This window comes from Actinoplanes sp. KI2 (assembly GCF_025630775.1).
In the GTDB taxonomy this organism is placed as follows: Bacteria; Actinomycetota; Actinomycetes; order Mycobacteriales; family Micromonosporaceae; genus Actinoplanes.
In genome coordinates this window covers 1-18,260 of record NZ_JAOSZE010000045.1, presented here as the reverse complement: position 1 = coordinate 18,260, position 18,260 = coordinate 1, and the positions used below count along the sequence as shown (strand labels likewise).

Sequence of the window (18,260 nt, the reverse complement as noted above, 5' to 3'; positions counted from 1 at the left end):
TGACAAGCGACGCTCGTAAACTGAGCAGATGGTGATGACGGGCGCTTCCCGGGGACGGCGGCGGGGCTTGTCCGCCGCCGAGCTTGCCGTCACCCGGCACCTGCTCGTCCATGGACCGGCCACCCGGCAGGCCCTCGGCGATCACCTCAACCTGTCGTACGCCTCGACCTCGCGCCTGGCCCGCGCTCTGGTCGACGACGGCGTGGCCTCCGAGGCGCTCGACGGGGAACCGGCCGTGGGCCGTCCCCGCCAGGTGCTGGCCGCGGTGCCCGGCGCCCGTCACGTCGCGGGCTTCAAACTCACCGCGGACACCGCCTTCGGCGTCGTCTGCGACATGTTCGGCGAGGTCAAGGCGACCGCCCGGGCGACGCTTCCGGAGCCGGACCACGACGGCAGCGTGCCGGTCGCCGGCTCCATCAAGGTCATCGCCCAGCTGACCCGCAAACTCGCCCGGCGCGTCCCGACCCTCGACGGCGTCGGCGTCGCGATCGGCGGCGTCGTCGCCGACCGCGCGATCGTCCAGGAGGGAACGTTCCTCGGCTGGCGCGACGTCGATCTCGCCACGCCGATCGAGCAGCGCACCGGCCTGCCGGTGATCGTGACGAACGACGTCACCGCCCTCGCCCGCGAGCAGCTGTGGTTCGGCGCCGGCCGGACGCACGCGACGTTCGGCGTCCTCACGGTCGGCGCCGGGGTGGGCTTCGCCGTCGTCCGGGAGGGCGTCGCCGTCGAACGCCTCATCGACAACGGTCACCTGCTCGCGCACGCGCCCGTCGACCCCCGGGGGCCGCGCTGCCGGCTCGGTCATCCCGGTTGCGTCGCGGCGTACCTCAATCGCGAGGACGCCGAGGACCGGGCGTCCGGCGCCGTCCCGCGCCCGGTCACGTTCGGCGGGCTGGCACAGGCGAGCCGGTCCGGGGACGAGCAGTCCGGCCGGCAGCTGGCGGACGCCGCTCGCGCCCTCGGCCACCTGGTCGCCACGTTCGCGGGAGCGCTCCAGACGACCTGCATCGTGCTCGCCGGCGAGGACGTCGCCGCGCTCACGGCGTCACCCGAGATAGACGAGGTCATCGCCGACCGGCTTCGCCCCGGCCCCCGCGAGGTCCAGCGCTGCGCCCTGGAGATCGTCTCCACCCCGCTGACCTTCACCGACTGGGCCCGCGGCGCCGCCGTGGCCGGCATCCAGCACGTCCTCGGCGGCGCCTGACTCGGATATTCATATTTGTCGTTGTCTGGCGGGCGGCGGCGCATCTACTGATCGGTGCACCTCGTCCCGCACGCGTCCGGCCGTACCACCGACGGCCGGGCCCGTGCCCCAGGCAAAGGAGACGTTTTGCGTACGTCGCGAAGAATGACGCTCTGGTCGGCCGCCCTCGTCGCGGTGCCGGCCGCCGTCCTCGGCATCACCTCCGTGTCCTCGGAGGCCGCCACCACCCTGACCGTCGCGTCGGACGGCTCGGCCACCTACCGGACAGTCCAGGCCGCCGTGAACGCGGTCCCGGCCGGCAACACGAGCCGCGTCACGATCACGATCAAGGCGGGCACCTACCGGGAGAGCGTGGTCATCCCGTCGACCAAGCCGTACATCACGCTGGAGGGCCTCGGCTCGAGCGCGGCCGCCACGGTCATCGTCAACAACAAGCCCGCCTCGACCGCCGGCACCACCGGCTCCGCCACGGTCTACGTGCAGGCCAAGGAGTTCTACGCCAAGAACCTGACGTTCAGCAACGACTACGACGAAGCCGCCAACGGCGCCTCCCAGGCACTCGCCCTGGCGCTCTACGGCGACCGGGCGCGGCTGGGCAACGTACGAGTGATCGCCGACCAGGACACCCTGCTGATCTACAACAAGGCCCGGGCGTACGTCTGGAGCTCCTACATCGAGGGCACCGTGGACTTCATCTACGGCAACGGCGCCGCGGTCTTTTACGCCTGCCAGATCTACGAGAAGCGCAGCACGGGCGGTTACCTGACCGCGGCGAACACCGACGCCGGCTCGACCTACGGTTTCCTGTTCTACAAGTCGACCGTCACGGGCGCCACCACCAACGTCACCTACCTGGGCCGGCCGTGGGGCGCCTCGGCACAGGTCACATTCCGCGAGTCGAGCCTGAGCGCCACGATCAAGGTCGCCCAGCCGTGGACCGACATGTCCGGCAACTCCTGGAAGAACGCTCGGTTCTACGAGTACAAGAACACCGGCGCGGGCGCGACCGTCAACAGCAACCGCACGCAGCTGACCGACGCGCAAGCCGCGAACTACACCCAGCAGAAGTACCTGGCCGGCGCCGACGGCTGGAATCCCACGGCCTGACCGCCCGGGCATGGCCGGCGGCACCGCCGTCGTCGCCGCCGTCGTGCAGCGGCGACGGCGGGTCGCCGCCAATGCACGTCCCCGCCAGTCCGCGAGGATTCCGGGACCGGGACGTCAGCCGGTAGACCGAGGGCCATGAATCTCCCCCAGCCCGGGCGGCGATCCGGACGCGCGCTGACCGTGTCCGCAGCCGGTATGGTCGCCCTCCTCCTGCTCTCCGGCGCCGCTACGCCGGCACCGTCCACGGCGGCCGTCACCCCGGCCGCCACGGCGGCGCCGGACAGCACGCACACCGTCACGCTGGTGACCGGCGACGTCGTGCGGGTGTCCGACGCCGGCGGCGGCCGGCACACCGTCGACGTCACCCGCCCGCACGGCGCGCATGGTGGCGTCCGCGCCGAGACAATCGGCAAGGACCTGTACGTCCTGCCGGACGAGGCGCTGCCCTACCTGGCCGCCGATCAGGTCGACCGCCGGCTGTTCGACGTGACCGCACTGATCGAGCAGGGTTACGACGACGCGCACAGCAGCGGCGTACCGCTGATCCTGTCCTCGCCCGCCGCGGCGGCCCTGCCGCCCGTCCCGGCCGGTGCCGGCCCGATCCGGGCGCTGCCCAGCATCCACGGCCGGGCCGTACGCGTCGCCAAGAACCGCACCCGGCAAGCCTGGACGGCGCTGGTCGCGAAGCACGCGAACGCCGGCGCGGCCAAGGTCTGGCTGGACGCCCGCAAGCACGCCGACCTCGCGCAGAGCACCGCACAGATCGGCGCGCCGGCCGCGTGGGCGGCCGGCATCGACGGCGCCGGGGTCAAGGTCGCCGTCCTGGACACCGGCGCCGACCTGGACCACCCCGACCTCGCAGGCCGGGTCAGCCAGGCGGTCAGCTTCGTGCCGGGCGAGACCGCCCGCGACGGCAACGGCCACGGCACGCACACGCTGTCCACCGTGGGCGGCAGTGGCAGCGCGTCGGGCGGCACCGAGCGCGGCGTGGCCCCCGGCGCCGACCTGCTGGTCGGCAAGGTCCTCTCGGACGAGGGGTACGGCGCGGACTCGTGGATCATCGCGGGCATGGAGTGGGCCGCCGGCCAGGGCGCCCGGGTGATCAGCATGAGCCTCGGCGGATCGTCCCCGAGCGACGGCAACGACCCGCTCAGCCAGGCCGTGAACCGGCTGACCGAGCAGACCGGCGCACTGTTCGTCATCGCGGCCGGCAACGCCGACAGCGAGGCCGCCATCTCCTCGCCGGGCGCGGCGGACGCCGCACTCACGGTCGCCGCGGTCGACTCCGACGATCAGCTGGCGTCGTTCTCGTCGATGGGCCCGCGCATCGGCGACTACGCCCTGAAGCCGGACATCGCCGCGCCCGGCGTCGACATCCTGGCCGCCAAGGCGGGCGGCACCGCCGACGGCGGCTGGTATCAGACCCTGAGCGGCACCTCGATGGCCACGCCGCACGTGGCCGGGGCCGCCGCGCTGCTCGCCGAGCAGCACCCGCAGTGGCGGGCCGGGCAGCTCAAGGATGCGCTGATGAGCAGCTCCCGGCAGTTGTCCACGACCGCGTACCAGTCCGGCGCGGGGCGGGTCGACGTCGCCGCGGCGCTGCGGGCGACGATCACCGCGACCGGCTCGGCGTATCTCGGCTTCGACGCGTGGCCGCAGCCCGGCGGCCGGACGGCCGAGCGGATGGTCACCTACGCCAACAGCGGCGATGCGGCGGTCACCCTGGATCTGCGGGAGACCGTGGCGGTGGCCGGCGGCCCGTACGACACGGACCCGCAGGCGGACGCCGGGCAGGCCGCCCCGGACGGGATGTTCGGCCTCTCGGCCGGCACCGTCACGGTGCCGGCCCACGGGACGGCGGCGGTCACCGCGAGCGCGCGGCTCGACCTGGCCGCCGCCGGACGCCGCTACCTGGGCCAGGTCGTCGCCACCGACCGGGCGACCGGGGCGGCGGTCCGCACCCAGGTGGGGCTCTACCGCGAGGACGAGCGGTACACCCTGCACGTCGACGTGAAGGACCGGGCCGGCGCGGCGGTGTCCGGGTATCTGGAGATCCAGCAGGCCGGCGTCCCCGACCCGACGTACGTGTTCGTGGACGGCACGGCCGACCTGCGGCTGCGCGCCGGCACGTACAGCGTGGTGTCCTACGCCGAGGTGGCCGGCAGCCACGGCCCGGACTCGGCGGGGTTGGCCCTGCTCGGCGCGCCCGAGGTGGTGCTGGACCACGACCGGTCGCTGGTGCTCGACGCCCGGAAGGCCCGCGAGGTCACCGCCCAGGTGCCGCGCACCACCGAGGACCGCATGCTCTACCTCGACTGGTACCGCAGCTTCGGCGCGGACAGCGTGATCGCGAGCCAATACCTGCTGCCCGCCGTCTACGACACCATGTACGCGCTGCCGACCGCACCGGTCACCACCGGCGACTTCGAGTTCGAGGCGCGCTGGCGCAAGGCGTACCCGCTGCTCACCGTCGCCGACCGCGGCCGGCCGCTGATGATCCTGGGCCTCGCCGGATCCTCGTTCTACGACGGCCGGGGCGACCTCGACGCGGTCTACGCCGGCGCCGGAACGCCGGCCGACTACGCCGGCCTGCGGGCGAAGGGCCGGGCGGTGCTGGTCACCCGGTCGGATGCGCTGACCGGCGCCGAGCGGGCCCGGAACGCGGCGGGGGCCGGCGCGCGGCTGCTCATCGTGGTCAACGACCGGCCCGGCAAGCTCACCGACTACGTGGGCACCGACGACGGTGGCCTCAGCGCCGTGCCCGTGGTGTCGGTGACCGCCCGGGAGGGCGCGAACCTGATCCCGCGGGCGCGGGCGGGCCGGCTACGCCTGACCGTGGCCGGAGTGCCCGACTCGCCGTACGTCTACGACCTGGTCGACCCGCACCCCGGCCGGATACCGGTGAACCTCGCCTACCGGCCGCGGCCCGCCGACCTGGCCACCGTCGACATGCGGTTCCACAGCCTCGACGGGCACACCCGATACCCGAGCGGCGAGTTCCGCTGGGACTACCGGCCGTACCGCACGTACGGCCTCGGTGCCCTGCTGCGGACCACGATGCCCGGCACCCGGGTCGACTACGCCTCGGCCCAGCCCGGCACCGCTTGGGCCGAGGCCGCGGTCACCGGACCCGGCCCGAACCTGGTCTCCAGCGCCGAGGTGCACGCCCTGCGGCGCGGCGCGCGGACGGTCGACGACTGGTTCGGCCCGGTCGTCCGGCCCCGCGACGGCGGCGGCTTCTGGTCGTCCACCCGGGACGAGCTGTCCATCGCGTTCAACGTCCAGCCGTGGGCGGACGGCGGCGCGGGGCACGCCGGTTACCTCCAGGACGGCGACACCAAGCGGCTGACGGTGTACCAGGACGGCACGCTGGTGGGCACCTTCGACTGGGCGTCGGGTTCGCTGTACCCGATCCCGGCCGGACCCGCGACGTACACCCTGGATCTGGTCGCGAGCCGGGACCCGGCGGTCTTCCGGCTGTCGCCGCGCACCCACACCGTCTGGACCGTCAAGTCGCTTCCGGCCGGGCCGGGCAAGGTCGACCTGATGCCCGTCCTGCAGCTGGACTACCTGGTCGGCGCCGACCTGGCCGGCAACGTGCCGGGCGGGCGGCAGCAGATCGGGCTGACCGCCGGCCACCTGGCCGGCGCGGTCGGCGCCGGGCGGATCGCCGGGGCGACGCTCTCGGTCTCCTACGACGACGGTGTCACCTGGCGCCCGGCGGCGCTGTCCGGCCGGGCGGGCGGCGGCTGGTCGGCGTCCTTCGTGGCACCGCGCGCCGGATACGTGTCGCTGAGAGCGCGCGCCTGGGACAGTGCGGGCAACGCGGTCACGAGCGAGGTGATCCGGGCGTACGGCCTCAGATGAGCACCGAAAGGCCGCGGCCCGTTGGTGGCCGCGGCCCCCGCTCGTACCCTCGGAGCATGCTCGCCGCCCTGGGCCTCGATCCCGCCGAGGAGCAGGCCTATCGCCTGCTCGTCGCGAGCGGCGCGGTGACCCTGGACGACCTGCTTCCCGAGGCGGGCCTGGCCCGGGCCGAGCTCGCCGCCTCGCTGGCCGCGCTGGTCGGGCGCGGCCTGGCCACCGCGCAGCCGCCGGCCGGGGACGGGCCGGTGCGGTTCGCCCCGGCGCCGCCCGCGATCGCCCTGGCCGGTCTGCTGCGCAGCAGGCACGACGATCTCCGCGCGGCGGAGCTCGCCATCGCGGCGCTGGCCGAGACGTACCGGTCGGCGAGCGCCGGCCGGACGTCCGCCGACGTCATCGAGGTGATCACCGACGTGGACGCGGTGCGGCACCGCTTCGCCCAGCTGCAGGAGGCGGCCCGCGAGGAGGTGCTCTCCCTGGTGGTACCGCACCTGTCCGTGGTGCTGCACCGGGAGAACGCCGCGGGCGACGATTGCCTGCGCCGCGGCGTCCGCTATCGGGCGATCATCGACCGGCGGGTGCTGGACCAGCCGGGCATGGTCGACGACGTGGTCGCCAGCGCCGCGGCCGGGCAGGAGATCCGGGTGGTCGACCGGGTCCCGGTCAAGGCGGTGATCGTCGACCGCGAGGTGGCGATGCTGCCGTTGCGGCACAACCAGCACACCGCCGCCGCGTCGGTGCTCATCCACCCGAGCGGGCTGCTCGACGCGATGCTCGCCTTCCACGACGTGCTCTGGGAGCGGGGCTATCCGCTGCTGCCCGGTTCCGGCGTCGATCCGGCCGAGATCGACGAGGTCGACGGGCGGATCCTGGCGCTGTTGCTCAGCGGGCTGACCGACCAGGCCGTCGCCGGCAAGCTCGGGCTGTCGCTGCGCACGGTGCAGCGCCGCATCCATCAGCTGATGGCCAGGGCCGGCGTCGGCACCCGGGTGCAGCTCGGCTGGCACGCGGCGCGGAAAGGCTGGGCCTGACCGAAAGGCTGGGCCTACCGAAAGGCTGGGCCTGACCGGAATGGCTGGGCCTGACCGGAATGGCTGGGCCTGATCAGTGACCCGGCCCTTGGACGATCTTGCGGCGCTCCGATTCGTGCGCACCGCCCTTCTTCGCGAGCGTGGCGCAGGCGTCCTCGATGTCCTCGGCGAGCAGGTCGACGTGCTGACGGCTCATCGTCTCCTTGACGAGCGCCCGCATGATCGTCACATTCTGGGCGTCCGGCGGGAGGGTGTAGGCGGGCACCATCCAACCGCGCTCGGCCGACAGCTGCCACGCGAGGTCGAACTCGTCGAACCCGTTGTCGGCGGCCAGGCGGAACGCCACCAGGGGAAGTTGCTCCAGGTCGGGCCCGATCAGCTCGAAACGGTTCATCGCCGCCAGCTTCTCGCCGAGTATGCGGGCGTTGGCCTGCATGTTCTTCATGATGTATCGGTATCCGGCCCGGCCGTAGCGGACGAGGTTGTAGTACTGGGCGAGAACCACCGCCGATCCGGTGGAGAAGTTGAGGGTGAACGTCGAGTCGGTCTTGCCGAGGTAGTTCTCCTCGAAGACGAGCTCCTTGGCCAGATCCGCCTTCTCTCGGAAGATCAGCCAGCCGATGCCCGGATAGACCAGGCCGAACTTGTGCCCGGACACGTTGATCGAGCGAACCTGCTCGAGGCGGAAGTCCCACGGCGAGTCCGGGTAGAGGAACGGCCAGACAAAGCCGCCGCTGGCGCCGTCCACGTGCAGCGGCACATCGAGGCCGCGCTCGCGCTTGATCTGCAGCAGCAGGTCGTTGATGCCGACGATGTCATCCTTGTGCCCGGTGAACGTCGTACCCAGCACGGCCGCGACGCCGATCGTGTTCTCGTCGATGTGGGGCTCGACGTCCTCGGGCCCGATGGTGTACTTGCCGGGCCGTAGCGGCACGATCCGCGGTTCCACATCGAAGTAGCGACAGAACTTCTCCCACACCACGTGCACGTCGCCGCCGAAGACCAGATTCGGGCTCGCGGTCGACGAGCCGGCGCTGCCGCGCCGCTTCCGCCAGTTCCATTTGAGGGACAGGCCGCCCAACATGATCGCTTCGGAGGAGCCCTGGGTACGCGCGCCGGTCGTCTCGCCCGGCGCGTGAAAGAGGTCGGCGATCATGCGAATGCAGCGCTGCTCGATCTCCGCGGTGCGCGGGTACTCGGCGTGGTCGATGAAGTTCCGGTGCAGGTTGGCGGCGATCAGCCGCTGCGCTTCCGGCTCCATCCAGGTCGTGACGAAGGTGGCCAGGTTCCGGGCGGGATCGCCCTCCAGCGCCATCTCCTCCGCGACGAGACGGAACGCGTCCACGGCCGGCATGCCCTCGTCCGGGAACGTCTGGCTCGGCGCCTCCCGCGTGATGAACCGGTTGCCGTACAGCGCGGCACCCGCGTCGGTGTCGGTCTTGGCGTTCGTGCTCATGCGTCCCCCTAGGACTTGGTGATCGACTGTGCCTGCGCGGCGGCCGTGTCCGCCTCGCGGACGGCCCGTCGCCAGGCCGGAAACATCAGAACGGCCCCGACGAGGAAGAACAGGGCGCCGAACAGCGTGCCGGCGACATCGACCCGCAGGTTGATCACGTCACCGGAGCTGGGAAGGACGAAGCTGGTCACCGCCGACGACATGAACAGCAGCGAGCCGATCATGTTCAGCCAGGCGATCCACCACGGAACGGACCGTGGCCGCCAGCTCCAGAAGGTGCCGACCGCCAGGATGCCGAACGCGCTGGCAACCAGGAACAGCGTCGATCCGAAGATGTCCGGTCGCCACACGTGCCGGTCCTGCTCCCGCACCGAGGCGTTGTGTGCCAGGGCGGCCAGCGTGCTCACGTTGAAGAACAGCGTCCCGGGAAACTGCGTGACCGCCGCGCACCAGTTCCGGTCGTGCGGGAGCCGGCGCCACCATCGCACCGGCGTCCGCGTGCGCTGACCCTCGGACCCGACAGCGGTCAACCCCGGGGTCTGCACCTGCACGAGCTGCAGGAACGACGCCGTGGTGAAGAAGATCGATCCGACGAAGAAGATGACGCCGTCGGCAACCCCGCCGACCGCGTCGGCGAAGTCCGGTACCGAGCCCAGGGCGAAGCAGGCCGAGCCCACGATGAACAGGCTCGCGATCGCCGTGTTGAGCCGGCCCGGCCGCACCCTCATGCCGCTCCTCCGCTTGGTCGGGACCTTCAGCTTCGTCCCGATCGCGGGCCGGCGGCTCACCCACCCGGGGTGAAGACCGGCGATGCGACGGACCGGGACGGAACCCGAACCGCTCCCCCAACCGCAACCGGAAGGGCTTGATCGGACCCGGACCGCGGCCGACAGGGCTGATCACCTGTTCGATCCCCCCGCCGAGGACTGACCGCATGCACGCTCGCCCCACTCTCCGGAGGGCGCTCCTGGCCGCCCTTGCTTCCGCGCTGCTGCTGGCGGGCGCCCCGATGAACGCCGTGGCCGACGTGGCCGCGCCCGTCACCCCGGCGCCGGCCACCGACGACGTCGGTCGATGGGGGGAACGACTGGCCGCGGTCCAGGCCGCGAAGCAGATCAACTACTACCCGTCCGCGGCGGGCTGGACGAAGATGTGGACCGCCTTCGATCCGGCAACCGTCGACGCCGACCTGGCCAGGGCGGCCGCGCTGGGCGCGAACAGCGTACGCGCCAATCTGTTTCCCTCGATCTTCGGCTATCCGACGCCGAAACCGGAGTACACCGCGAAGCTCGCCCAGTTCGTCTCGCTGGCCGCCGCGCACGACATGACGGTGAAGCTGACCCTCTTCGACTGGTGGGACGGCTACACCGACATCACCGGGAGCAGCACCTGGGCGGCCGCCGTCCTGGCGCCCTACCGGTACGACAGCCGGATCATCTCGATCGATCTGCAGAACGAGCTCCACCCGGACAACGCGGCGGCCGTCGCCTGGGCCAAGCAGCTTCTCCCGGTACTGCGCACCGCCGCGCCGGCGACCCCGGTGACCATCTCGGTCAGCGCCTCCGACGGCACGGCGGGCCTGGCAAAGCTCAAGGCGGCGTTGACCGCGACCCCGCTGGACTACTACGACTTCCACTTCTACGCCACCTCGGAGCGTGCGCTGGCGATCCTGCGGGAGGCCCAGGCCGCCGTGGCGCCCACTCCGCTGGTGATCGGCGAGACCGGGCTGAGCAGCCTGACCTCCACCGAGGGCGAACAGGCCGCGTACCTGGCCCGGGTCTTCCAAGCGGCGGCCGTGGCCGGCATCCGCTCGGTCGCTCCGTGGACGCTCACCGACTTCGCCGCCGGCACCATCCCCGACTCCGCGGTCGCCAAGATTCCCGCCCAGTACCAGTTCGGCCTCTACCGCACCGACGGCACCGCGAAACCGGTCGCCGCCGTGGTGAAGGCGGCCTGGACCGGCACCGCGTACCCGGCGGACCTGCTCGATCTCGGCTTCGAGAACGCCGCGAACCAGACGCCGTGGCGGCCCTACCTGCCGGAGCTCGGCGTGGCCACCAAGACGCAGGCGGTCGCGCACACCGGGACCTGGTCGGTCAGCCTGAGCAACACCGGCAAGACCGCCGCCGGCTCGCCGTCCTACCGGGTCTCGCCGATCACGCCGGTCCAGCCCGGACAGAAATGGCACGCCGAGGTGTACGCCCGGGGCAACGCCGCCACCGGCACCACCCAGATCGCGCTGAGCTGGTTCGACGCCACCGACAAGTGGCTCGGCGGGACGTCCTCGGCGGCGCTCGCTCCGGGCACCACCGGGTGGACGAAGCTGACCGTCGACGACGTCGCGCCGGCCGGCGCGGCCAGCCTCCAGGTGCACCTCAAGTCCGGCGCCAACACCGGCACGGTGTGGTTCGACGACGTCGCGATGTCGGTGTCATAGCACGCCCGGCGGGGCGCTCTTCACGAGCAGTTGCGCCACGAAGTCGGGCAGCGTACGCGTATCGATCGGCTTGCTGAGGTACGCGTCGCACCCGAACTCCAAGGCGATCTGATCGTCGCCCTTCATGGCAGCCCCGGTGACCGCGACGAGCAGAATCCCCTGCGTCGCCGGGTCGGCCTTGAGCCGCCGCGCCATTTCCAAGCCGCCCATCCCCGGCATCTGCAGGTCGAGAAGTATCATCCGCGGCTGCCAGTCCTGCAGCATCTTGAGCGCCTCCTCGGCATCGGGCGCGGTACGGACCTCGTAGCCCTGCCGGGCCAGCACGAAGTCGAGGAGCTTCAGGTTGGCTGGATGGTCATCGACGATGAGCACGGGCTCACCCGGCATCGGTCTCACCTTCCCTTGCAGTTCGGTGCGGTGTCCGTTCATCAATCGGGCCGTGTCGCGGGAAGACCGCGAAGAACAGGCTCCCCTTGCCGAGCTCGCTGGTGACCCCGACCGAGCCACCCTGCGCCTCGACGAGTCTCTGGGTGAGCGCAAGCCCCAGACCGGTCCCGCCGAGCACGCGATCCTTGCCGGGATCGAGCTGGACGAACTCGGCGAAGAGTCGCGCGATGTCGTCGGGTGCGATCCCGACGCCGGTGTCCTCCACCTCCAGGCGGAGCCGATCCGGGTCCTCAGCCCGTACCCGGACCACCACACGTCCCCGTTCCGGCGTGAACTTCAGCGCGTTGGACACGTAGTTGTAGAGCACCTGCTTGAAGCGGGCCGGATCCAGGGTGGCGTCGAGCCCGGGCTCGACCTCCGCCTCGACCCGGATGTGTTTCTCGGCGGCAGCCGTCCGCACGATGCCGCACACCTCGCCGACGACCGCGCTGACATCCATGCTCTCGGGCCGGAACACCCACCCGCCGGCCTCGATCTTGGACAGGTCGAGGATGTCGTTGACGAGCTGCAGAAGGTGGCGGCCGCTGGTCAGGATGTCACCCAGGAACTCCTGCGCCTGCGGTGACGAGGGATCGACCTGCCGGTCGTAGAGGATCTCCCCGAAGCCGATGATCGCGTTGAGCGGAGTCCGGAGCTCATGGGACATCTGCGCGAGGAACGTCGACTTGACCCGGTCGGCCGCTTCCGCATGGGCCGTGGCGATCTGCAGCTCGAGGGTGCGTTCGGCGACCTTGTGTTCGAGGTCGTCATTCAACTCACGTACGGCACTCTCCGCGTGCTTGCGCAGCCGCACCTCGTCGTTGAGATCCTTGAAGGACCTTTGAAGTTGTTCGGCCATGTCGTTGAAGGAGCCGGCCAGACTGTCCAGTTCGGCCAGCCGGCTGCCGGGCACCCGCTGCCGGAGATCTCCCAGTGCCAGCAGGCGCGTGGCGAGCGAAAGTCGCTGCAGCCGTGCGGTCAACATGGCCGCGAGCACCGCGGCCATGGCCAGCGACAAGAGCAGCGCCAGCGCGAAAACCACGGCCGTGCGGCTGCTGCCGGCCTGCGCGCCGGCCTGGTAGTACGACTCCGGCATCACCGTCAGCACCAGCCAGTCGTTGCCGGTCTGCGGGTCCGGGTAGGCGATGGCGCGCGCCAGCCAGGTCTCCCGGTGCAGTGGCTTACGCGTGACCTGCACGAAGCGATAGGGCAAGCCGGCGCGGAACCGGTCCGGATCCAGCGGTGTCCGGCCGAGCTCGGCGACCGCCTTCGCCGCCACCGGGTCCCCCGGGGCCGCCGACGAGCCGACCACCTGCCCCGAGCGATCGACGACGAGCGCGACGCCGTGACGCGCTACCGGGAGGCTCCGGAGCAAACCGCTGATGTCGTCCTCGGCGCCCGCCGGACGCCCGGCGAGGCGGAGGCGGATGTTGTCCGAGATCTCCTCATGAAGCCGGGACGCGAGGTTGTCCGAATCCTCCTCCGCGCTTCGGAGCGTGACATAGGATGTCGCACCCACCATGAACAGCACGAGGGTCATGAACGGCGTCAGGAGCACCATGCGGATGGGCCAGACCTCACGGGTCGCGACCGTTGCCGGATCCTCGGTGCCGGTGCCGGAGGTCCAGACCCACTCCTTACGTCCCACGACCCGTTCCCGGACATGGCCCGGGATTTCCGCCCAGAACAGTCCGAACCTCCGCGCGGCCGGCAACGCGGCGAGCATCGCCACCGGCGCCAGGATCCAGGTGATGCTCGTGGTGAAGAACAGCGCGGAGCTGACGCCCTGGTAGGAGATCGCGGGGGTGAACTGCTCCGCGGTGAGGTGACCCCACAGCATCGGCTCGACGGCCAGGAACACCGCGACGAACAGCAGGTACCGCCGCCAGGTCCGGAGCCGGCGGAAGTCCGGGTTCCGGCCGATCAGAAGATAGGCGACCCAGAAACAGGCCGGGTTGATGAAGTAGCCCGGCAGCCAGTCCAGCAGGAATCCGGGCGGTACGCCCTCGATCAGGTCGGACAACCCGTACGCGAAGGGCACCGTGATGAGGGCGGGATAGCCGAGCAGCAGGATGCAGACAAAGACGGCCAAATCCTTGAGTGACTCAAAGGTCTGCGCTTCGGGAACGAGCACGATGAAGGACCCGAGGTAGCCCGACACCACGATCAGGATGAAGGTCAACGGGATGCTGACGACGGCCTTCGCATCCCAGGCCTGCCGCTCCCGTCCCAGCCGCCAATGCCCGCCCGGCCTGAAGGTGAAGCCGCCGTACGCGACGACCACCAGCAGAATCCCGACGAGGTAGGCCAGCTTGCCCCAGACCTCGAGAACGCCGAGCGGCAGGGAGGCGACCGTGCCGTCAATCCATTGCACGATCGCCTTCATGCCGGCCGCGCATCGGAGCGGGGGTCCGGCGCGGCCAACCCGTCAGACCGCTCCCGCATGACCACCACCCTGACACCCCGCAGCGCAAATTTCCGGGCATCAGACAGATGGGCAGGTGCAGCAGGTCACACCGCGTCCCCGATGGTTCGGCCTAGGTCTGAGCTTCGTTCGTCGAGCGGTCGGCGTACACGAATCGTTCGATCGGCGACACGGTCAGGTCTCGTCCGAGGGGGACGAGATATCGTTCGGCATACTCGGCGGGTCCCACCTGTTCCCGTTCGATCCAGCCGTAGTCGCGCAGCAGCGTAGGCGTTTCTTCGGGACGCAGCCCGAAGTGCCAGACGTGGCGTTTCGTCACGAACTCCTGCCGCGCGGGCGCGGCGCCGTAGTCCTCGGTGCCGTCGAGAAAGTCCCGGCGGAGGTAGGTGAAGATGAGCCGGCTCCCGGGCGCGGACGAGCCGAGGCAGGCAAGCGTCTTGCGGACCGTGTCCTCGGTCAGGTACTGGGTGACGGCTTCCCAGACGAACATGGCCGGTTCGTTCCAGTCGAAGCCGGCCGCGGTCAGCGCGGCGGTGAGATCGTCGGTTTCGAGGTTGACCGCGGTGAGGGTGGTGTTGGGCGGCAGCTGGCCGTAGGCGTCGGTGAGGCGGCGGCGCTTGTAGGCGATGCCGGCCGGCAGGTCGGTCTCGAAGGAGCGGGCGCCGGTCGGTGTCACCAGCCGGTAGGGGCGGGTGTCGAGGCCGGCGCCGAGAAAGGCGAACTGTTTGATGCCGTCGTGCAGAGCATCTCGGACCTTGTCGTCGGCGTACCGTTTGCGGCACAGCATGCCGGCCCACAGCCCGTGCGCTTTGCTGTCGGTGGCCCGGACGAGCAGTCGGTGGACCGGTTTCCATCGGCAAGCGCCGACGATCAGCCGCTGGCCGGGTGGCAGCAGGCGGACGGCGTCCGGGTCGTCGAACAGCCGCTGATCCGGCGGGCGGATCTGCTCGCAGGCGGCGATGACCATCGGGCCGAAGGCGGTCTGTGACACGGCCGGTAGCGCTGTCATCCTCATGACTCCTTGGCTGCGCGGGCGGTCGACGGCAGCGGCGGCGCGTCGTCGAAGATCTGCTGCATCCATCGGAAGACCTCGTTGGCCGCGGCGATGCGCCCACCGCGATCGGGCGACGAACCGGCCAGGGGCGCGCCATCCTGAAAGATCTTCCCGAGGGCGGCCAGCGAGGCGATCTGCCGCTGGACGACCTTCTCCCAGGCGTCGTCGTCGACGCGGTAGTACACGGTCCGGGACGCCGGCTTGGTCAGGACGCGAACAAACCCGACGGAGCTGAGCAGGCGAAGGTTGGTCGACAGGGAGGCCCGGCTGGCCCCGATCGCGGTCGCAATCTGCTGCGCGGACTGCTCGGGCGGGTCGCAGATCATCAACCAGCCGAGCACGCGCCCGGCGATCAGCGGCACGCCGTCCTGGTCGGAGCAGTACTTGGCGAGCCGTTCGACCCACTCCAGGACGGCTGCCGAGGGAGCGCCTGTTGCATCGTTGTCAGACGCTTCAGCATCGGATGGCCGTTTCATAAGTTTCAGTCTTCACTGAAGCGGCGTGCCTGTCCAGGCCGGTGGCTGCGTCGCCTGGATACGGTGGCCGGATGGACCATCCCGATCAGGTGGCCGGCTACGTCGCCCGCAGCCTGTTGGGCGACGCGGGCTTTCCGCAGCGGTTGGCCGCCGGGGCCTGGTCGACGGCGTACGCGCTGACCGTCGCCGGGCAGGACATGGTGCTGCGGGTCAGCCGGTACGGCGGGGACTTCGCGAAGGACGAGGCCGTCGGCGCGGTCGTGCGCGGCGTGCTGCCGGTACCCGCGGTCATCGCCCGCGGCGAGACCGGCGGGTGGGCGTACGCCGTGTCGGAGCGGTTGACCGGCACGCCGCTCGACGATCTCGACGCCGGCGCCCTCGCCGCCGTCCTGCCCGATCTGTTCGATGTCATGGACGCCATCGGCCGGATCGAGGTCGGCGGCCGCGGCTACGGCATCTGGGACCCGTCCCGGACGGCGCCCCACCGCTCCTGGCCGGAATACCTGCTCGCGGTCGAACACGAGACCCCACGCGTCCCGGGCTGGCGGGCCGCGCTGGCCGCGTCCGACGTCGGTCTGGAGCCGTTCGAACGGGGCCTGGCCACGCTGCGCCGGCTCGCGCCGGGCCTGCCGGACGAGCGCCGCATGATCCACGACGACCTGCTCGCCCGGAACGTGCTGGTCGGGAGCGACCGCATCGCCGGGGTCCTGGACTGGGGCAGCGCCTGCTTCGGCGATCCGCTCTACGACGCCGCCTGGCTGCTGTACTGCTGGGGGTGGTACCCGCAGTGGTCCTCGGTCGACATCGAGGCGGCGATCGGACGCCGCTGGGACCCTGATCCGGCTGCGCTGCGCGCGTACCGGATTCACATCGGTCTGGGCTCGATCGGCTACTGCGCCACCCGCGACCGTTGGGACGACGTGGCCCTGAACGCCGAGTGGCTGCTGGCACTGGCCTGATCCGAGAAGACTCGCCCGGCTCGTCGCATTCGATGATGGACGCCACGACCGACACCGTGCGCGATCATGTCATCGCGATAGGTTGCGGTGAGCCGGCTGGAAGGAGCGGACGGATGAGGCGGGTTGGCGTGGTGCTCGGTGTGCTCGTTCTCGTGCTCGGGCTGGTCGTCGCCCCCGCTCAGGCCCATCCGCGGCACGGACCGCTCGGCCCGTTCACCCACCTCGTGGTGATCTACCAGGAAAACCACAGCTTCGACAACCTGTACGCGGGCTGGGGCCAGGTCGGCGACCAGCGCGTCGACGGGCGTGGCGCTCCCGGTTACGCGCGGCGCAGTGTGCAGGTCCGGCAGGACGGCAGCCCGTACCGGTGCCTGTACCAGAACGACCCCAGCCTGGCGACGCCGCCGCTGGACGCCGCCTGCGGCACCGACACGGCGACCAACGGATTCTCGTACGCGAGCCACTTCACCAACCGGCCGTTCTCGCTCAACGACCATCTGACCCCGGAGAGCCCCACCTGCCCGGGCGGTACGCCCGGCGGCTGCACCCGCGACCTGGTGCACCGGTTCTACCAGGAGCAGTACCAGCTCGACGGCGGCCGGATGGACCGCTACAGCACCGGCAGCGACGCGGCCGGCCTCACTCAGGGCTACTACGACACCCGTCAGCTGCCCATCTACCAATACCTGCACGCCGCCGACGCGCCGAACTACGTGGTCGCGGACCGGTTCTTCCAGGCCGCGTTCGGCGGGTCGTTCCTCAACCACCAGTACCTGGTCGCCGCGCAGGCGCCACCATGGCCGGGCGCGCCCGCCACCGCACACTCGGTGGTCGACGCCCAGGGCTTCCCCAACCCGAATCCGCCCGCCGCGGGAACGGGCGCCCGTTCCTACCCGCTGCACACCAGCGACCCGTCGCTCAACGACGGCCCGGTCACCCAGGCGTGCCCCGGCCGGCCCGGCTTCGCCTGCGGCGACTACGCGGTCAACACGGTCCAGCCGGCCAACCCGCCCAGCGCGGGTGGCGCCAACACGCTGCCGCTGGTCAACGACGTCGACCCGACCGCGCCGAACTACCGCCGCACCATCGGCGACGAGCTGTCCGACCGGAACATTCCCTGGGCCTGGTATGCGGGCGGCTGGGACGACGCGGCGGCCGGGCACCCCGGGCCGCTCTTCCAGTACCACCACCAGCCGTTCAACTACTTCGCCCGGTACGCGCCCGGCTACGTCGACCCGCGCACCGGCGAGCACCCCCGCGACCACCTCCGGGACGAGACCGCGTTCTTCGCCGCCGCCCGGCAGGGCACGCTGCCCGCGGTCAGCTTCGTCAAGCCGTACGGCGCGGAGAACGAGCACCCCGGCTACGCGAGCACCGACAACGGCGAGCGGCACCTGGTCGACCTGCTCACCGCGGTCATGACCGGACCGCAGGCCGCCAGCACCCTGGTCGTGGTGACCTACGACGAGTTCGGCGGCCAGTGGGACCACGTCGTCCCGCCCGGCCAGGGCCGGCATGCCACGCCCGGGCCGTCCGACGAGTACGGTCCCGGCACGCGCATCCCCGCCCTGCTGATCTCGGGAGGGCTGCGCAGGTCCGGAGTCGACCACACCTCCTACGACACGACGTCGATCGTGCGCACCATCGAACGCCAGTACGGCCTGGCGCCGCTCGACACCCGCTTCGGACGCGATGCCCGGGTCAACGACCTCGGCCCCGCACTCCGCACCGGCGGCATCCGGCACGGCTGAGCCCCCGGAGGCGCCCGGCCGGCACGGCTGAACGCCCGGAGGCGCCCGGCCGGCACGGCTGAACGCC

General features: G+C 71.3%; 13 protein-coding genes. 7 read left to right on the top strand and 6 right to left on the bottom strand.

Going from position 1 to position 18,260, the window contains the following annotated elements:
• Positions 1–28: 28 nt before the first annotated feature.
• The 4 genes from ODJ79_RS36860 (at position 29) to ODJ79_RS36845 (ending at position 7,209) form a co-directional block, all read left to right on the top strand.
• A complete protein-coding gene (locus ODJ79_RS36860) occupies positions 29–1,207 on the top strand; it encodes an ROK family transcriptional regulator (protein WP_263028308.1) in 1,179 nt (392 codons plus the stop codon).
• A gap of 144 nt (positions 1,208–1,351) precedes the next feature.
• Positions 1,352–2,314, top strand: a complete 963-nt coding sequence (locus ODJ79_RS36855) for a pectinesterase family protein (protein WP_263028307.1) — start codon at positions 1,352–1,354, stop codon at positions 2,312–2,314.
• A gap of 195 nt (positions 2,315–2,509) precedes the next feature.
• Positions 2,510–6,181 (top strand): S8 family serine peptidase, encoded by a 3,672-nt coding sequence (locus tag ODJ79_RS36850; RefSeq protein WP_263028306.1) that lies wholly within the window; start codon positions 2,510–2,512, stop codon positions 6,179–6,181.
• 56 nt (positions 6,182–6,237) lie between these two features.
• Positions 6,238–7,209: a helix-turn-helix domain-containing protein gene (locus ODJ79_RS36845; RefSeq protein ID WP_263028305.1), complete on the top strand. Its 972-nt coding sequence runs from the start codon at positions 6,238–6,240 to the stop codon at positions 7,207–7,209.
• Positions 7,210–7,282: 73 nt separating this feature from the next.
• Here ODJ79_RS36845 and ODJ79_RS36840 read toward each other — a convergent pair whose 3' ends face one another.
• Both ODJ79_RS36840 and ODJ79_RS36835 read right to left on the bottom strand, forming a co-directional pair.
• Positions 7,283–8,665 carry a glutamate decarboxylase gene (locus ODJ79_RS36840; RefSeq protein ID WP_263028304.1) on the bottom strand — a complete coding sequence of 461 codons (1,383 nt, stop codon included), beginning with the start codon at positions 8,663–8,665 and terminating at the stop codon, positions 7,283–7,285.
• Positions 8,666–8,673: 8 nt separating this feature from the next.
• Complete coding sequence (locus ODJ79_RS36835) at positions 8,674–9,393, bottom strand: hypothetical protein (RefSeq protein ID WP_263028303.1); 720 nt, start codon at positions 9,391–9,393, stop codon at positions 8,674–8,676.
• A 206-nt stretch (positions 9,394–9,599) separates the two neighbouring features.
• Between ODJ79_RS36835 and ODJ79_RS36830 the strand changes: the two genes are divergently transcribed.
• Positions 9,600–11,102, top strand: coding sequence for a cellulase family glycosylhydrolase (locus ODJ79_RS36830; protein WP_263028302.1), 1,503 nt, complete (start codon positions 9,600–9,602; stop codon positions 11,100–11,102).
• On the opposite strand, the gene ODJ79_RS36825 is transcribed toward ODJ79_RS36830, so the two are convergent.
• From ODJ79_RS36825 to ODJ79_RS36810, 4 genes are all read right to left on the bottom strand, one after another.
• Complete coding sequence (locus ODJ79_RS36825) at positions 11,097–11,474, bottom strand: response regulator (RefSeq protein ID WP_263028301.1); 378 nt, start codon at positions 11,472–11,474, stop codon at positions 11,097–11,099. The genes ODJ79_RS36830 and ODJ79_RS36825 overlap by 6 nt on opposite strands.
• 4 nt (positions 11,475–11,478) lie before the next feature.
• Positions 11,479–13,902, bottom strand: a complete 2,424-nt coding sequence (locus ODJ79_RS36820) for an ATP-binding protein (protein ID WP_263028300.1) — start codon at positions 13,900–13,902, stop codon at positions 11,479–11,481.
• Between the two features lie 163 nt (positions 13,903–14,065).
• A complete protein-coding gene (locus ODJ79_RS36815) occupies positions 14,066–14,962 on the bottom strand; it encodes an SAM-dependent methyltransferase (RefSeq protein ID WP_263028299.1) in 897 nt (298 codons plus the stop codon).
• A gap of 2 nt (positions 14,963–14,964) precedes the next feature.
• The gene (locus ODJ79_RS36810) at positions 14,965–15,483 is read right to left on the bottom strand and encodes a GbsR/MarR family transcriptional regulator (protein ID WP_263028298.1); all 519 of its coding nucleotides are present in this window, start codon (positions 15,481–15,483) and stop codon (positions 14,965–14,967) included.
• Positions 15,484–15,554: 71 nt separating this feature from the next.
• On the opposite strand from ODJ79_RS36810, the gene ODJ79_RS36805 reads away from it, so the two are divergent.
• Both ODJ79_RS36805 and acpA read left to right on the top strand, forming a co-directional pair.
• A complete protein-coding gene (locus ODJ79_RS36805) occupies positions 15,555–16,442 on the top strand; it encodes a phosphotransferase family protein (protein WP_263028297.1) in 888 nt (295 codons plus the stop codon).
• Positions 16,443–16,555: 113 nt separating this feature from the next.
• Complete coding sequence (gene acpA / locus ODJ79_RS36800; protein WP_263028296.1) at positions 16,556–18,193, top strand: acid phosphatase; 1,638 nt, start codon at positions 16,556–16,558, stop codon at positions 18,191–18,193.
• Positions 18,194–18,260: the final 67 nt, after the last annotated feature.

Excerpts from the sequence above, each read along its gene's own strand:
- ODJ79_RS36860 (WP_263028308.1), top strand. The coding sequence starts at position 29 with ATGGTGATGACGGGCGCTTCCCGGGGACGGCGGCGGGGCTTGTCCGCC.
- ODJ79_RS36855 (WP_263028307.1), top strand. The coding sequence starts at position 1,352 with ATGACGCTCTGGTCGGCCGCCCTCGTCGCGGTGCCGGCCGCCGTCCTC.
- ODJ79_RS36850 (WP_263028306.1), top strand. The coding sequence starts at position 2,510 with ATGGTCGCCCTCCTCCTGCTCTCCGGCGCCGCTACGCCGGCACCGTCC.
- ODJ79_RS36845 (WP_263028305.1), top strand. The coding sequence starts at position 6,238 with ATGCTCGCCGCCCTGGGCCTCGATCCCGCCGAGGAGCAGGCCTATCGC.
- ODJ79_RS36840 (WP_263028304.1), bottom strand. The coding sequence starts at position 8,665 with ATGAGCACGAACGCCAAGACCGACACCGACGCGGGTGCCGCGCTGTAC.
- ODJ79_RS36835 (WP_263028303.1), bottom strand. The coding sequence starts at position 9,393 with ATGAGGGTGCGGCCGGGCCGGCTCAACACGGCGATCGCGAGCCTGTTC.
- ODJ79_RS36830 (WP_263028302.1), top strand. The coding sequence starts at position 9,600 with ATGCACGCTCGCCCCACTCTCCGGAGGGCGCTCCTGGCCGCCCTTGCT.
- ODJ79_RS36815 (WP_263028299.1), bottom strand. The coding sequence starts at position 14,962 with ATGACAGCGCTACCGGCCGTGTCACAGACCGCCTTCGGCCCGATGGTC.
- ODJ79_RS36810 (WP_263028298.1), bottom strand. The coding sequence starts at position 15,483 with ATGAAACGGCCATCCGATGCTGAAGCGTCTGACAACGATGCAACAGGC.
- ODJ79_RS36805 (WP_263028297.1), top strand. The coding sequence starts at position 15,555 with ATGGACCATCCCGATCAGGTGGCCGGCTACGTCGCCCGCAGCCTGTTG.
- acpA (WP_263028296.1), top strand. The coding sequence starts at position 16,556 with ATGAGGCGGGTTGGCGTGGTGCTCGGTGTGCTCGTTCTCGTGCTCGGG.